Source organism: Burkholderia sp. AU16482 (genome assembly GCF_002223285.1).
GTDB lineage: Bacteria > Pseudomonadota > Gammaproteobacteria > Burkholderiales > Burkholderiaceae > Burkholderia > Burkholderia semiarida.
Window position 1 is genome coordinate 1,136,954 of record NZ_NKEY01000003.1, and the last position, 15,271, is coordinate 1,152,224.

A 15,271-nucleotide genomic window follows, 5' to 3' on the forward strand; every position below is an offset into this window, starting at 1 on the left:
ATGCGGCGCGGAGACAGAACGATGGCGGCTTTCCTGCATGGCCTGGCATTGCGATATTTCGTCGAGGTGGCGCGTACCGGGTCGATCAGCGACGCGTCCGCGCGGCTGCACGTGGCCGTATCGGCAATCAGCCGCCAGATCGCGAAGCTGGAGAGCGGGCTCGGCGCGCCGCTGTTCGAGCGGCGGCCGCGCGGGATGGCGTTGTCGGAGGCGGGAGAGCGGTTGCTGGCGTTCGCGCAGCGCAGCCTGCTGGAGGCCGAGCACGTGATGAAGGACATCGGCGGGCTCGACGCGCTGCACGGCAGCCTGCTGAAGATCGCGTGCTCGGAAGGGTTCGCGATCGATTTCCTGCCCGGCGTGCTCGCGAGCTTCAAGGCGCGCCACCCGGGCGTCGATTTCATCGTGTGGGTCGTGTCGCCGGCGGACGCGACCCGGCGCGTGCGCGACGGCGATGCGGACATCGCATTGACCTTCAGCCTCGCGCCGGAGAAGGGCGTGCGCGTCGACCACACCGAGCGCGCGCCGGTCTTTGCGCTGGTCCGGCACGATCATCCGCTCGCGGCGCGCGACGCGGTGTCGCTTGCCGATGTCGCCCGGTACGCGCACGTGCTGCCCGAGGCCGGCACGACGGTGCGGCAGCTGATCGACATCGCGTGCGCGCTCGACGGGCTGCTGCTCGAGCCCGAGCTGACGAGCAACAATACCGCGGCGATGTACGGCTACGCGCGGCGCACGGGCGCGGTGATGTTCACGGGGCTGTTGTCGGTGCGCGGCCGCTCCGAGGCGGACGGCTTCGTCGTCGTGCCCGTGACCAATCCGCAACTGCGCGAACGCAGCATCCAGGTGCAGACGATGGCGGGGCGCGATCTGCCCGCGTCGGTGCGCGCGTTCCGCGACCATCTGATCGACGCGATGCAGGCCGCTTCGTCGCCGCCGACCGCCGCGCGAGGCCCGGGACGCCGGCCCGTGAGATAATCGTCAATCCGCCTTCCGCGCCCATGCGGCTTCTCGAGCCGCATCGCCCCTGTTCGACGCCAAATTGAAGAACCTGATTGTCACCCTCGATCGCGCCGGCGAGTTCGACGAGATCATCGACGTGCGCACGCCGCTCGAGTTCGCCGAGGACCATATCCCCGGCGCGCTGAACGCGCCCGTGCTCGGCAACGAGGAGCGCGTGCTCGTCGGCACGATGTACCGGCAGGTGTCGCCGTACGAGGCGACGCGCGTCGGCGCGGCAATGGTGGCGCGCAACATCGCGCGCCATCTCGACACGACGTTCGCGGACCGTCCGCGCAACTGGCGGCCGCTGATCTACTGCTGGCGCGGCGGCAAGCGTTCGGGCTCGATGACGACCTGGTTCAACCTGATCGGCTGGAAGGCGCGCCAGCTCGACGGCGGCTACAAGGCGTACCGCCGGTCGGTGTGCGCGACGCTCGATTCGCTGCCTACACGCTTTCGCTACATCGCGCTCGTCGGCCATACGGGCTGCGGCAAGACGCGCCTGCTGAACGCGCTGGGCGACGTGGGCGCGCAGACGCTCGATCTGGAAGCGCTCGCGTGTCATCGCGGCTCGCTGCTCGGCGCGCTGCCGGGCAAGCCGCAGCCGGCGCAGAAGGGCTTCGATTCGGGGCTCGTCGAGGCGCTCGGACGCTTCGACCCCCAATGGCCGGTGTTCGTCGAGTCGGAAAGCCGCAGGATCGGGCTCGTGCAGTTGCCGATCGCGCTGATCGAGGCATTTCACGCGGGGCCGTGGGTTCAGGTCGAAGCCGCCCACGACGAGCGGATCGCGTTCCTTCTCGACGATTACGCCCATCTGTTCGACGCGCCGGACGCGTTCAAGGCGCAGCTTCATCGGCTGATCGGCCTGCACAGCCGCGAAGCGGTGACGCGCTGGAAGGGGCTGATCGATGCCGGCGCGCGAGCCGAATTGTTCACGGAACTGATCGACAGGCATTACGATCCCGCCTATGCGCGCACTTACCGCGCGACGTACAACAAGCCGAACCGGGTGCTGACGTTCACGTTCCGGCCCAACGCGGCCGACGTGCACGATCAGGCGCGCACGCTGCTGGCCGAACTCGCGCAAGCCGGGCTGCCCGCATCGGCCGCATTTGCGGCCGGCACGACATCCGAAATCGATAAAAACCACTCGACGACCATCACACGATGACGACCACACGCACCCAACCCAACCCGGCCCTCGGCTGGATGACCTTCCTGCTGATCGCGGTCGCGGGACTGTTCTACGTAAAATGGTTTCCGTACTACAACAAGGCGTTCGTTGCCGCCGAGCACCATTCGATCGGCCAGTCGATCCTGATGGGCACGTCGGCGGCCGCGCCCGAGCCGTCGCTGAAGGCGGCGCTCGACTACGCGTGGGCATACGGCAAGGCGATCTGGCAGGCGATGGTGCTGGGCCTGCTGCTCGGCTCGGCCGTGCAGGCGCTGCTGCCCGCGCACTGGGTGGCGCGCGTGCTCGGTCGCACGGGTTTCGGCAGCGTCGCCGCGGGCGGGCTGCTGTCGCTGCCCGGGATGATGTGCACGTGCTGCGCGGCGCCGGTCGTCGCGGGCCTGCGTGCGCGTCATGCGTCGCCGGGCGGCGCGGTCGCGTTCTGGCTCGGCAACACGGTGCTGAACCCGGCGGCGCTGGTGTTCATGGGCTTCGTGCTCGGCTGGCACTGGAGCGCGCTGCGCCTCGTGCTCGGCATCGCGATGGTGTTCGGGATCGGCTATCTGCTGAATCGCGTCGCACGTCCCGAAGACCGCAGCATCGACGATGCGCAGCTTGCCGCGCTGGCGGCCGAACAGGCCGCGGCCGGCAATCCGTTCGTCCGCTGGATGAAGCTGCTCGCACGCATGGCCGTGCGGCTCGTGCCCGAATACATCGTGCTCGTGCTGCTGCTCGGCGCCGCGCGCGCGTGGCTGTTTCCGCATATCGGCCCGGACATCGGCAATCAGCTCGGCTGGATCGTCGCATTCGCGGTCGCGGGCATGTTGTTCGTGATTCCGACGGCCGGCGAGGTGCCGATCATCCAGGCCATGCTGTCGCTCGGCATGGGCGTCGGTCCGGCCGCCGCGCTGCTGATGACGCTGCCGCCGATCAGCGTGCCGTCGCTCGCGATGCTCGCGCGTTCGTTCAAGCCGTACATGCTGGCGATCGTCGCGACGCTCGTCGTCGTATTCGGGATCGTGAGCGGCTTGCTCGCGATCGCGTTCGGGTTCTGACGCGCGCAACGGCGCGCCCGTCGCGCGCCATCGTCGTATTCACCCGGCGCCGCCGCTTCATGCGTGCGGCGCCCTTTACAAGAAGCAAACAGGAAAACGCATGACCCAACCGAAGATTCATCCTCGACTCGAAAAGGCGCTGACGCGCGGCGATCTCGCGATTCGTCAGGCCAATTCCGCGCGGGCGACGGCCGTGCTGCACGCACTCGGCACGATGATCATCGAGGCCTCCGCCACGATCGGTGTCGAGGCCAGTATCGACATTCCGCAGGGCGATCGCATTTACGATCCCGTCAACGGCCTGTGGCCGCAGAAGATGCTGGTGTCGTTCGACGGCCCGGTGGACGAAGCCGACAAGGAAGAGCTGCGCACGGTGTATCTGGTGGCCGACGATCCGGGCACGCAGTTCCGCGTGGAATGGCATCGCGCGGACGGCAAGCTCGGCCGCCACGAAGGCGGCCCGCTCGCGACCGTCGCGTTCCTGACCGACGTCGAAATTCCGTGGAGCGACGACGACGAGTAACGTCGTCGCATTTGGCCGGCGGCCGGTGCGTGGTGCCCGACGCGCCGGCCGTCAGCGCATCATCCGCCGCCGGAACAGCCACGCGGACAGCAGGAATCCGCCGACCGCGTAGCCGGCGAGCACCGCGACGTGCAGCGCGATGTCGGTCGCCGGCCGGCCGAGCATCGCAGGCCGGATCAGCTCGACCGCATTCGCAAGCGGCAGCGCCTGCGCCGCATGCCGCGCGATCGGCGGCAACTGCGTGATCGGGAAGAACACGCCCGACAGCAGCAGCATCGGCGTCAGCACGAGCGTCTGATAGAACATGAAGAAATCGTAGGATGGCGCGAGCGCCGTGACGATCATCGCGATGCTGGCGAACGCGAGACCGGCCAGCGCGATCACCGGCAGCACCGCGAGCATCGACGGAAAGCGTGCATAGCCGAGCACGCCCGCGACGAGCATGATCGCGCCCCCCGACAGCATCGCCTTGCTGGCCGCCCACACGATTTCGCCGAGCACGATGTCGCCGAGCGCGAGCGGCGTATGCATGATCGCTTCCCACGTGCGCTGCACGTGCATCCGCGAGAAACCCGAATACATCGACTCGAAGCTCGCGGACATCATCACGCTCGAGCCGACCGTGCCGGCCGCGAGGAATGCGATATACGACACGCCGTCGACATGGCCGAGCATCAGGCCGAGCCCGAAACCCAGCCCGAACAGATAGATCATCGGATCGGCAAGATTGCCGAACATCGACGCGAGCGCGAGCTTGCGCCACACGAGGTAGTTGCGTCGCCAGACGGCGACCCAGTTGCCTGCATTGGCCGGCATCGCGATCGCGAAGCGTGATTCGCGCGGCGGGGCCGACGGCGTGGTGGCGGAATAGTTGCGGACGTCCATGGTCGTTCAGTCCTGCATCTCGCGGCCGGTGAGCCGCAGGAACACATCTTCCAGATTGGCGGGGCGATGCAGATAGCGCAATCCTGTGCGGCCCTTGAGGCGCGCGCCGAGCGGTTCGGGATCGGTCACATAGCAGAACAGCGTCTCGCCGCTGATCTCGGTGCGCTTCGCGAAGGCCGACAACTCGTCGCGCAGCGCGGCCGGATCGGGCCCGTAGATCTCGATCACGTCGCAACCGATCTCCGATGCGATCAGGGCATGCGGCGCGCCTTCGGCGATCTTGCGGCCTTGCTCGATCACGCACAGCCGATCGCACAGACGCTCGGCTTCTTCCATGAAATGCGTGGTGATCAGGATCGTCTTGTCGCGCGCGAGCAGCGAACGCAGCCGCTCCCACATCAGATGCCGCGCCTGCGGATCGAGGCCCGTCGTCGGCTCGTCGAGCACGAGCACGTCGGGATCGTTGACGAGCGCGCGGGCGAGCGTGAGGCGACGCTTCATGCCGCCCGACAACTCGCCCACCTTCGCATCGGCCTTGTTCTCGAGCTTCGCGAATTCGAGCAGCGGCGGCACGAGCGCGCGTGCCGCCTGCGCCGACATCCCGAAATAGCGGCTGAACACGAGCAGGTTTTCCCGGACCGTGAAGTCCGGATCGAGATTGTCGAACTGCGGGACGACGCCGACGCGCTGGCGTGCATGTCGGGCACGCGATGGAACCGGTTCGCCGCACAGCGAAATGGTGCCGGCATCGGGATGCGCGAGGCCGAGCAGCATCTTCAGCGTCGTGGTCTTGCCGGCGCCGTTCGGGCCGAGCAGGCCATAGCATTCGCCGGCCTTCACGTGGAAGGACAGGCCGTTGACGACGAGCTTGTCGCCATAGCGTTTTTCGACGTTGCGGAAATCGATCGGTGCGACGGACATGGGCGCTTGTCGTTGTAAGCGGGCGTGTGCTGCTGCCCCGTGCGTGGCCGGTTTCCGAACGGATCGCACGAATCCGTGTCACACGGGCGTGACCGAAGCGCACGATGCCGGCGCGACGCGGCTCGCTGGTGTACGAATGGGCCATTCTAGTGCATCGGCTGCGTCGCTTCAGGGCACGCCCGCCCGGTGCGATGCATGTGCGCACCGATCATGCACCGCATCATCGCGCACGCGCGACGCGGGGCGAATCAGCGTTTTCCATCCCTTGCGTCCTGAATTGCGGCGCACCATGATGAATGCGTCGGCTCGTTGTCGCGATAGGGAGGCTTCATGGCTAGCTACAACAAGATTTTGCTGTGTTACGACGGCACGCTCGAAGGGCGCAAGGCACTACGCTGCGGAGCCAATCTCGCAATGGACCTGAAGGCGGAAACGCATTTGCTGTCGGTCGTCGACATGCGTTCGAGCATTGCGCAAAGCGCCGGCTTGCTGACCGATGTCGCATGCGGCCGCTTCGAGGAAACCGCGCGCGAAATCCTGCAGGAAGGCGTGAACTGGCTGCGCGAGCGCGGTGTGCAAGCCGAGGGCCATTTCGCCTTCGGTTATCCGATCGACGAAATCGCGAATCTCGCGTCGGAGCTGAAGGTCGACCTCGTCGTCGTCGGCCACCGGTGCCGCAGCGGATTGTCGAGATGGTGGATGGGCTCGGGCAATACGCAACTGCTCGATCGCGTGAACTGCAGCATTCTGGTGGCGTGTTCGTCGGCGGAAGAGCAGAAGGCCGAAATCGCGCGCGAGCGCGAGGCGGCCATGGCGACCGGCCAATGATCTAAAGACTGGATGACGACCTGACTGGCGATGCATGCCGGTCAGGCATCGCGCTGGATCGGCGGAGCGGGCGTCCAGCGCGGCCTGCTATGCATGCAGGTCGATCCCGGACAATTTCCACGAGAACAGCCCGAAGCGGTGAAAGATCGCCGCATAGCGCGTGCCGTCGGCGCCGCGCTGATACGTGACGACGAATTCATCGATATTTCGGTAGCCCGCGCTGGTTTGTTGCTGGCGCGGCGCTTGCGTTGCTTCGCTCGGGCTGGCCGGTGCGGCCGGCGCGGGGGCCGGCGACGATGCCGCCGAAGCGGCCGCGGTGCCGCCCGGTACGCCGTTACTTGCCGGCGCCGGATGGGCGGGTGGCGCGGCAGGCGTGTTGCCGGGCGCATTGCCCGCCGGCGGCTGATTCGACCAGTCAGGCGGACGCTCGCCCGGATTGCCGCGCGGCGGCAATCCACTCATCAGCGCGGCGACGCCTTCCGGGGTCGCGTACGCATCGACGAGCGGGCCGATCAGCGCGGACCCGATCAACGCGCCGATCACCGCGAACGGATTGTCCTTTTTTACGGCGTCGACGCGGCGCATCAATTCTTCCGTGACCTGCTGCTTCAGGCTGATGCGCAGCGACGGAAAGTCCACATATTCGCTGATCGCCTGCGCGTCGCGCGCATCGATCGCCGATTTCAGGCGGCCGAGCGCGACATACGGCGACGCGTACCCATAGCCGAGCGCCGCAATAACAGCGACGACGAGCGCGACGATCAACAGGGGCTTGAGTCGCCATGCACGGCGCGACGAACCAGTCACGTTGCCTCCGGTGCGGGAAGGTTCCGCAATCAGAGACCGCCCGGCGTGGCCGATCGTTCCTCCGCGATGCAGCGATCGATCATCCGGCAAACGGCGTCGATCGTGCCCACCATGATCAGGCGCGAACGACCGTGATAGACGCGCACCGGCGCGCGACGCGCGGGTTCCGCGTGATTCAGGCCAGCGTTCAGCGATACGCGCGCGAACGCGGGGAGCGCTGACGGCAGCAGGGACGCCTGCCGTTCGACTGCGACTTCTTCTTGCACGGGCGCCGCCGCGGACAGCGGAGCGCAGGGCGTGCGGCCGCGCAGATGACGCAGGCGACCGAATTGACGGAAAGGCAGCAGGCGGGCAAGGCGTTCCATGATGTTCTCCTAGCGAGACGGAATGTCAGAGTTCGCCCGAGCGGATCAGCCCGACGGCGATGCCTTCCAGCGCGAAATCCGCGCTGCCGGCCTTGACGAAGATGTTTTCGTAATCCGGGTTCTCCGCGATCAGCTCGAGGCCGCCGGGCCGGCGCATCAGGCGCTTGACCGTGACGTCGTCGCCCAGGCGCGCGACGATGATCTGGCCGTCCTTCGCTTCCGTGCGCTTCTGCACGGCGAGGAGGTCGCCGTCGAGAATGCCGGCGTCGCGCATCGACAGCCCGCGTACCTTCAGCAGGTAGTCGGGCTTGCTGGTGAACAGCGCGGGATCGCACGCGTAGTGCTGCGAGATGTGCTCCTGCGCAAGGATCGGGCTACCGGCCGCGACGCGGCCGACGAGCGGCAGCGACAGTTGCATCAGGCCGGCGTGCGGCAGCGTGAACTGATGCGGGGCGTCGTCGATGCCGAGCAGCCGGATGCCGCGCGATGCGCCCGCGGCCAGCTCGATCACGCCCTTGCGCGCCAGCGCACGCAGGTGCTCCTCGGCCGCATTCGGCGAGCTGAAGCCCAGTTCGGCCGCGATCTCGGCACGGGTGGGCGGGAATCCGGAGCGCTCGATCGCGCGGCGGATCAAGTCGAACACTTGCTGCTGACGGGCGGTGAGTTTGGTCATGGCTCAACTGTATGGATAGACAGTGAGCTGTATTTTTATACAGTACTTCGTGAATTTCAAGTGTTACTTGAGGTTCGACGCGATTGCGTCGATTCCGGCGTGATTTCGCGACGCCCGGACGCCGGTTTGTCCGCCGCAACCGTCCGTCCCGTATGCGTTAGCACTTTTGAGTATTAAAAAATGAGGAAGGATTATTTTTAATCATGTAACCCGTTCGATAGACTGGCCCGACATCGCAATACCGACAACACTGGAGAACCAAGGATGGGCAAGCGCAACACGGGGCTGGTGGGCGGAGTGGGCCGCCTGATCGCAACATTCGCGCTGGGCGCGGCGGCGGCGCTGGGCGTCGCGACGCATGCGCAGGCCGATACGACTTTCCTGAATGTGTCGTACGACCCGACGCGCGAGCTGTATCAGGATTTCAACCAGGCGTTCGGCAAGGAGTGGAAGGCGAAGACGGGCGAAACCGTCAACTTCAAGCAGTCGCACGGCGGTTCGGGTGCGCAGGCGCGCTCGGTGCTCGACGGCCTGCAGGCCGACGTCGTCACGCTGGCGCTGGCGTACGACATCGACGCGCTCGCGAACAAGGGGCTCGTGAACAAGGATTGGCAGAAGCGCCTGCCCGACAACGCGTCGCCGTACACGTCGACGATCGTGTTCCTCGTGCGCAAGGGCAATCCGAAGGGGATCAAGGACTGGGACGACCTGACCAAGCCGGGCATCTCGATCGTCACGCCGAACCCGAAGACGTCGGGCGGCGCGCGCTGGAACTACCTGGCCGCATGGGCGTACGCGCTGCACAAGCCGGGCGGCAACGAGCAGACGGCGAAGGAATTCGTCACGAAGCTCTACAAGAACGCGGGCGTGCTCGATTCCGGCGCGCGGGGCGCGACGACGAGCTTCGTGCAGCGCGGGATCGGCGACGTGCTGATCGCATGGGAGAACGAGGCGTTCCTGTCGGTCAAGGAATTCGGCACCGACAAGTTCGAGATCGTCGTGCCGTCGGTGAGCATCCTGGCCGAGCCGCCTGTCGCGGTGGTCGACAAGGTGGTCGACAAGAAGGGCACGCGCAAGCTGGCGGAGGCGTACCTGAATTACCTGTACAGCCCGCAGGGCCAGGAAATCGCGGCGCGCAACTACTACCGGCCGCGCTCGAAGAACGTGCCGGCTGAACTGACCAGGCAGTTCCCGAAGCTGAAGCTGTACACGGTCGACGACACGTTCGGCGGCTGGACGAATGCACAGAAGACGCATTTCGCGGACGGCGGCGTGTTCGATTCGATCTACAAGCCGCAGTAACGCACGCAGTCACACCATAACGACCAAGCGGCGCGCCACGACAGCGCGCCGCATCCCCGACGGGCCGCCGGCGCGATGCACTGCGCCGGCGTTTGCGTCGGACCCGTGAGCAGCATCGACCCAGCAAGCGCATCCGATGACGACGTATACCTTTCGCAAGCCGAGCGCGCTGCCCGGCTTCGGCGTGACACTCGGCATCACGGTGGCCTATTTGAGCCTCGTGGTGCTGATTCCGCTCGCCGCCACGTTCCTGAAGACCGCGACGCTGTCGTGGGACCAGTTCGTCACCGCCGTCACGTCGCCGCGCGTGCTCGCGTCGTACCGGCTGACGTTCTCGGCCGCGCTCGGCGGCGCGCTGATCAACGCCGTGTTCGGCTTTCTCGTCGCGTGGGTGCTGGTGCGCTACACGTTCCCGTTCAAGCGCCTCGTCGATGCGGTCGTCGACCTGCCGTTCGCGCTGCCGACCTCGGTGGCCGGCATCTCGCTCGCGGCCGTCTACGCGACCAACGGCTGGGTCGGCCAGTATCTCGCGCCGCTCGGCATCAAGATCGCGTTCACGCCGGCCGGCGTGCTGGTCGCGCTGACCTTCATCGGGCTGCCGTTCGTCGTGCGCACCGTGCAGCCGGTGCTCGAGGATTTCGAGCGGGAGCAGGAAGAAGCCGCCGCGTGCCTCGGCGCGTCGCGCTGGCTGACCTTCCGCCGCGTCGTGCTGCCGGCCGTGCTGCCGGCGCTGCTCACCGGTTTCGCGCTCGCGTTCGCGCGCGCGCTCGGCGAATACGGATCGGTGATCTTCATCGCCGGCAACGTGCCGATGAAATCCGAGATCACGTCGCTCCTGATCATCACGAAGCTCGAACAGTACGACTACGCGGGCGCGACCGCGCTGGCGGTCGTGATGCTGGTGGTGTCGTTCCTGATGCTGCTGCTGATCAACACGCTGCAGTGGTATCTGCAGCGCAGGACGAGCAAGGGCGCGAGCGGTCCGGCGCCCGCCACCGTCAACGCCGTCGCGGCAGGAGGCCAGCAATGAGCCAGGAGGCCACCGTCGTGCTGAAAACCCCGTCGTCCGCCGTGCGCGCCACGAAGCGGCTCGACCCCGTCAGCGAGTCGCGCGTCGTGCGCTGGCTGCTCACGGGCATCGCGCTCGCGTTCCTCGCGTTCTTCCTCGTCGTGCCGCTCGCCGCGGTGTTCGTCGAGGCGCTGCGCAAGGGCGTCGGCTTCTATCTCGAATCGCTGGCCGATCCCGATGCGTGGTCGGCGATCAAGCTGACACTGACCGTCGCCGTGATCGCGGTACCGCTGAACCTCGTGTTCGGCGTGTGCGCATCGTGGGCGATCGCGAAGTTCGAATTCCGCGGCAAGGCGCTGCTGACGACGCTGATCGACCTGCCGTTCTCGGTGTCGCCGGTGATCTCCGGCCTCGTGTACGTGCTGCTGTTCGGCGCGCAGGGCTGGTTCGGGCCGTGGCTGCAGGATCACGACGTGCAGATCATCTTCGCGGTGCCGGGCATCGTGCTCGCGACGATCTTCGTCACGTTCCCGTTCGTCGCGCGCGAGCTGATTCCGCTGATGCAGGCGCAAGGCACCGACGAGGAAGAAGCGGCGCGCGTGCTCGGTGCATCGGGCTGGCAGATCTTCCGCCGCGTGACGCTGCCGAACGTGAAATGGGGCCTGCTGTACGGCGTGATCCTGTGCAATGCGCGCGCGATGGGCGAGTTCGGCGCGGTGTCGGTCGTGTCCGGCCACATCCGCGGCGTGACCGACACGATGCCGCTGCACGTGGAGATCCTGTACAACGAATACAACTTCGCGGCGGCGTTCGCGGTGGCGTCGGTGCTGGCGCTGCTCGCGCTCGTCACGCTCGCGCTGAAGCTGATCGCCGAGCGTCATCTCGCCGCCGAACTGGCCGACGCCGTTCCCGCACATGCCGGCCCTGTCGGCGCCGTTTCGTCGAAATCGTAAAGAGGCAACCAGAATGGGTATCACCGTCCGTAACCTTCAGAAGCGCTTCGGCGATTTCACGGCGCTCGACAACGTATCGCTCGACTTCCCGCCCGGCGAACTGGTCGCGCTGCTCGGGCCGTCCGGCTGCGGCAAGACCACGCTGCTGCGCGTGATCGCGGGCCTCGAGCACGCGGACGCCGGCCAGGTCGTGCTGCAGGGGCTCGACGTCGCGTCGGTCGGCGCGCGCGACCGCCAGGTCGGCTTCGTGTTCCAGCACTACGCGCTGTTCCGCCACATGACCGTGTTCGAGAACGTCGCGTTCGGGCTGCGCGTGAAGCCGCGCCGCGAGCGGCCGTCGGAAGCCGCGATTCGCGAGAAGGTGCACGAGTTGCTCAAGCTCGTGCAGCTCGACTGGCTCGCGCAGCGTTACCCGTCCGAGCTGTCGGGCGGCCAGCGCCAGCGCATCGCGCTCGCCCGCGCGCTCGCGGTCGAGCCGAAGGTGCTGCTGCTCGACGAACCGTTCGGCGCGCTCGACGCGAAGGTCCGCAAGGAACTGCGCGGCTGGCTGCGTCGCCTGCACGACGACTTGCACATCTCGACGATCTTCGTCACACACGATCAGGAGGAGGCGCTCGAGGTGGCCGATCGCATCGTCGTGCTGAACCGCGGCCACGTCGAGCAGGTCGGCAGCCCGCAGGACGTCTACGATCATCCGCAAAGCGCGTTCGTGTACGAGTTTCTCGGCGCGGCGAACCGGCTGCCGGGCACGGTCGCCGGGCGCGGCTTCGTCGCCGACGGCGCGGCTGCGCCGATCGAGGTCGACGCCGATTTCGCGGGCCCCGCGAATGCGTACGTGCGGCCGCACGATCTGCAGCTGTGGCCGGCGGGCGAAGGGCACCGCGACGGCATCGCGGTGGACGTGCGGCGCGTGATTCCGCTCGGCGGTTCGGTGCGCGTGGAGCTGGAGGCACGCGCGGGCGGCGCGCTCGAGGCGGAACTCGACCGCGACGCCTGGCGGGCGCTCTCGCTGCAGGTCGGCGACGGCGCGACGGCCGTGCCGCGTGCCGTGCGGGTATTTCCCGCGCGTTGACGAGGCAATGTGGGGCAAAGGGCGGGATTCGCTCCGATTCGACAATCAAACAACGACAGCCTAAGAGGCATACCCATGAATTTTCAGCAATTGCGGTTCGTGCGCGAAGCGGTGCGCCAGAACATGAACCTGACCGAAGTCGCGAACGTGCTGTACACGTCGCAGTCGGGCGTGTCGAAACAGATCAAGGATCTGGAGGATGAACTGGGCGTCGACATCTTCATTCGGCGCGGCAAGCGGCTGACGGGGCTCACGGAGCCCGGCAAGGCCGTGCACCAGCTGATCGAGCGAATGCTGCTCGACGCCGAGAACCTGCGGCGCGTCGCGCGCCAGTTCGCCGATCAGGACAGCGGCCACCTCGTCGTCGCGACGACGCACACGCAGGCGCGCTACGCGCTGCCGAAGGTGATCCGGCAGTTCACCGAGGTGTTTCCGAAGGTGCATCTCGCGCTGCGCCAGGGCAGCCCGCAGCAGATCGCGCAGATGATCCTGAACGGCGAGGCCGATCTCGGCATCTCGACCGAGGCGCTCGACCGCTATCCGGACATCGTCACGTTCCCGTGCTATTCGTGGCACCACACGGTCGTCGTGCCGAAAGGCCACCCGCTCGTCGGCCGCGAGAACCTGACGCTCGAGGAAATCGCCGAGTACCCGATCATCACGTACGACCAGGATTTCACGGGCCGCTCGCACATCGACCAGGCATTCACGCAGGCGGGCGCCGTACCCGACGTCGTGCTGACCGCGATCGACGCGGACGTGATCAAGACCTACGTCGAGCTCGGGATGGGGATCGGCGTGGTCGCGGCGATGGCCTACGATCCGCAGCGCGACACGGGGCTCGTCGCGCTCGATACGCAGCACCTGTTCGAGGCGAGCACGACACGGGTCGGGCTGCGCAAGGGCGCATTCCTGCGCGCGTATGCGTACCGGCTGATCGAAATGTTCGCGCCGCACCTGAACGAAGCGGAAATCGCCGGGCTGTTGCGCGAAGCCGTTTGACCATTGCGCGTCGCGCGCCGTCCGGGCGGATGCCGCGGATGCCGCGCGACACGCTTACCTTGCCGTCCGACGCACCGGGCGGCGGCAGGGGGAGGCGCCGTCACGATCGAAGCCTCGGCCGAGGTTTTCGATCCGATGCTTCACGCCAGACGGCGATCGATACACGTTCCCACGCCAACGGAAAAACAGGAACGACCTGCCGAACCTCGGCGCGGCACACGAAACCGGCAGTTTCCCCATTCACGCAACAGCGCCGTCCGACTCGCCGCTTCCGTCATGGTCGGCGACAGGTCGCGACGACGAATGCCCGCGCGCCGCGCGTCGATATCGTCGGCGCAAAGCGCGTTGTCCACGACGAACCGCGCCATCGTCGGCCGCCGCCCGCGAAGCGAGCGCTTCGGCGAGCAGCCGTCGCGAGTGTCGCATTTGCGCGTCGCGAAGCCCGCTCGCGCGCTCCGAATAAACCCTTAAATATTGATCAGACAGGTTGCGCGCCGAAGCGAATCGGTACAGCATAGCCTTCACTCCGCCGGCGTTCCGCCGGCGGTGGCGCGTCGACGACAGCACGCGCCAGGCAGTCGGCCGTCTGCCTCGCTTCCATTCCGTGGTACCGACAGCAGCATCGATGGCCATTGCCCGGGTAGTGTGGCGCAAACGTTTGCTCACATTAAAACAACAATCCGGCCTTCGGGCCGTCGCCAGGAGATGTGTATGAATGTCCGCTTTCGCCGTCGCTTCCTGACCGCCGCGCTCGCCGCCGTCGCGGTGGCCGCGGCACCGGTTGTCCACGCGCAGTCCGCGGCCAAGCCGAAGGTCGCGCTCGTGATGAAGTCGCTCGCCAACGAGTTCTTCCTGACCATGGAAACGGGCGCGAAGGAATACCAGAAACACAACGCGAACCAGTTCGACCTGATCACGAACGGCATCAAGGACGAGACCGACACCGCGAACCAGATCCGCATCGTCGAGCAGATGATCGTGTCGAAGGTCGACGCGATCGTGCTCGCGCCGGCCGATTCGAAGGCGCTCGTACCGGTCGTGAAGAAGGCCGTCGACGCCGGCATCGTCGTCGTGAACATCGACAACCGGCTCGATCCCGACGTGCTGAAGTCGAAGAACCTGAACGTGCCGTTCGTCGGCCCGGACAACCGCAAGGGCGCGCGCAAGATCGGCGATTACCTCGCGAAGCGGCTGAAGGCGGGCGACCAGGTCGGCATCGTCGAAGGCGTGTCGACGACCACCAACGCGCAGCAGCGCACGGCCGGCTTCCAGGACGCGATGAAGGCGGGCGGGATGAAGGTCGTGTCGGTGCAGTCGGGCGAATGGGAGATCGACAAGGGCAATGCGGTGGCCGCCGCGATGCTCAACGAATACCCGAACCTGAAGGCGCTGCTGTGCGGCAACGACAACATGGCGATCGGCGCCGTGTCGGCCGTGCGCGCGGCCGGCAAGCAGGGCAAGGTGCTCGTGGTCGGCTACGACAACATCAACGCGATCAAGCCGATGCTGAAGGACGGCCGCGTGCTCGCGACCGCCGACCAGTACGCGGCGAAGCAGGCCGTGTTCGGCATCGACACGGCGCTCAAGGCCATTGCCGAGCATCGCAAGCAGGCCGAGATGTCCGGCGTGGTCGAGACGCCGGTGGATCTCGTGACGAAGTAACGCCGCACCGGTCCGGCCGCCGGCCTCAAGAATCCGGCGCGGCG

17 protein-coding genes are annotated in these 15,271 nt (G+C 66.9%); 11 read left to right on the forward strand and 6 right to left on the reverse strand.

All coding sequences use genetic code 11. The features are described 5' to 3' along the window. The first annotated feature begins 21 nt into the window (after positions 1–21). From CFB35_RS07855 to CFB35_RS07870, 4 genes are all read left to right on the forward strand, one after another. Positions 22–975, forward strand: a complete 954-nt coding sequence (locus tag CFB35_RS07855) for a LysR substrate-binding domain-containing protein (protein ID WP_059584155.1) — start codon at positions 22–24, stop codon at positions 973–975. Between the two features lie 64 nt (positions 976–1,039). Beyond that, positions 1,040–2,170, forward strand: a complete 1,131-nt coding sequence (mnmH, locus tag CFB35_RS07860) for a tRNA 2-selenouridine(34) synthase MnmH (RefSeq protein ID WP_059584154.1) — start codon at positions 1,040–1,042, stop codon at positions 2,168–2,170. Then, positions 2,167–3,225: a permease gene (locus tag CFB35_RS07865; RefSeq protein WP_059584152.1), complete on the forward strand. Its 1,059-nt coding sequence runs from the start codon at positions 2,167–2,169 to the stop codon at positions 3,223–3,225. The genes mnmH and CFB35_RS07865 overlap by 4 nt, the downstream gene beginning before the upstream one ends. A 100-nt stretch (positions 3,226–3,325) precedes the next feature. After that, positions 3,326–3,748, forward strand: coding sequence for a hypothetical protein (locus CFB35_RS07870; RefSeq protein ID WP_059584150.1), 423 nt, complete (start codon positions 3,326–3,328; stop codon positions 3,746–3,748). Between the two features lie 51 nt (positions 3,749–3,799). On the opposite strand, the gene CFB35_RS07875 is transcribed toward CFB35_RS07870, so the two are convergent. Both CFB35_RS07875 and nodI read right to left on the reverse strand, forming a co-directional pair. After that, positions 3,800–4,633 carry an ABC transporter permease gene (locus CFB35_RS07875; protein ID WP_059584149.1) on the reverse strand — a complete coding sequence of 278 codons (834 nt, stop codon included), beginning with the start codon at positions 4,631–4,633 and terminating at the stop codon, positions 3,800–3,802. Positions 4,634–4,639: 6 nt separating this feature from the next. Next, positions 4,640–5,554 carry a nodulation factor ABC transporter ATP-binding protein NodI gene (gene nodI, locus CFB35_RS07880; protein ID WP_059584147.1) on the reverse strand — a complete coding sequence of 305 codons (915 nt, stop codon included), beginning with the start codon at positions 5,552–5,554 and terminating at the stop codon, positions 4,640–4,642. Between the two features lie 330 nt (positions 5,555–5,884). Here nodI and CFB35_RS07885 point away from each other — a divergent pair, with 330 nt between their 5' ends. Further along, positions 5,885–6,382: a universal stress protein gene (locus tag CFB35_RS07885; RefSeq protein WP_059584146.1), complete on the forward strand. Its 498-nt coding sequence runs from the start codon at positions 5,885–5,887 to the stop codon at positions 6,380–6,382. 87 nt (positions 6,383–6,469) lie between these two features. Here the strand turns inward: CFB35_RS07885 and CFB35_RS07890 are convergent, their stop codons facing one another. The 3 genes from CFB35_RS07890 to lexA are packed head-to-tail and all read right to left on the reverse strand — an operon-like array spanning position 6,470 to position 8,227. Then, the gene (locus CFB35_RS07890; protein ID WP_059584144.1) at positions 6,470–7,189 is read right to left on the reverse strand and encodes a DUF2939 domain-containing protein; all 720 of its coding nucleotides are present in this window, start codon (positions 7,187–7,189) and stop codon (positions 6,470–6,472) included. 29 nt (positions 7,190–7,218) lie between these two features. Then, positions 7,219–7,554, reverse strand: coding sequence for a hypothetical protein (locus CFB35_RS07895; protein WP_006476078.1), 336 nt, complete (start codon positions 7,552–7,554; stop codon positions 7,219–7,221). A 25-nt stretch (positions 7,555–7,579) separates the two neighbouring features. Further along, the gene (gene lexA, locus CFB35_RS07900; protein WP_006476077.1) at positions 7,580–8,227 is read right to left on the reverse strand and encodes a transcriptional repressor LexA; all 648 of its coding nucleotides are present in this window, start codon (positions 8,225–8,227) and stop codon (positions 7,580–7,582) included. A 264-nt stretch (positions 8,228–8,491) separates the two neighbouring features. Here lexA and CFB35_RS07910 point away from each other — a divergent pair, with 264 nt between their 5' ends. The 5 genes from CFB35_RS07910 (at position 8,492) to CFB35_RS07930 (ending at position 13,565) form a co-directional block, all read left to right on the forward strand. Next, positions 8,492–9,529: a sulfate ABC transporter substrate-binding protein gene (locus CFB35_RS07910; RefSeq protein ID WP_059584143.1), complete on the forward strand. Its 1,038-nt coding sequence runs from the start codon at positions 8,492–8,494 to the stop codon at positions 9,527–9,529. Between the two features lie 136 nt (positions 9,530–9,665). Beyond that, positions 9,666–10,559, forward strand: coding sequence for a sulfate ABC transporter permease subunit CysT (gene cysT, locus CFB35_RS07915; RefSeq protein ID WP_046545642.1), 894 nt, complete (start codon positions 9,666–9,668; stop codon positions 10,557–10,559). Continuing rightward, complete coding sequence (gene cysW, locus CFB35_RS07920) at positions 10,556–11,491, forward strand: sulfate ABC transporter permease subunit CysW (RefSeq protein WP_059584141.1); 936 nt, start codon at positions 10,556–10,558, stop codon at positions 11,489–11,491. The genes cysT and cysW overlap by 4 nt, the downstream gene beginning before the upstream one ends. 13 nt (positions 11,492–11,504) lie before the next feature. After that, a complete protein-coding gene (locus tag CFB35_RS07925; RefSeq protein WP_059584139.1) occupies positions 11,505–12,563 on the forward strand; it encodes a sulfate/molybdate ABC transporter ATP-binding protein in 1,059 nt (352 codons plus the stop codon). A 75-nt stretch (positions 12,564–12,638) separates the two neighbouring features. After that, positions 12,639–13,565 (forward strand): CysB family HTH-type transcriptional regulator, encoded by a 927-nt coding sequence (locus CFB35_RS07930; protein WP_034186954.1) that lies wholly within the window; start codon positions 12,639–12,641, stop codon positions 13,563–13,565. Between the two features lie 140 nt (positions 13,566–13,705). Here the strand turns inward: CFB35_RS07930 and CFB35_RS34935 are convergent, their stop codons facing one another. Next, the gene (locus tag CFB35_RS34935) at positions 13,706–13,933 is read right to left on the reverse strand and encodes a hypothetical protein (protein ID WP_155634540.1); all 228 of its coding nucleotides are present in this window, start codon (positions 13,931–13,933) and stop codon (positions 13,706–13,708) included. A 343-nt stretch (positions 13,934–14,276) separates the two neighbouring features. Between CFB35_RS34935 and CFB35_RS07940 the strand changes: the two genes are divergently transcribed. Beyond that, positions 14,277–15,227, forward strand: coding sequence for a sugar ABC transporter substrate-binding protein (locus CFB35_RS07940; protein ID WP_059584137.1), 951 nt, complete (start codon positions 14,277–14,279; stop codon positions 15,225–15,227). Positions 15,228–15,271: the final 44 nt, after the last annotated feature.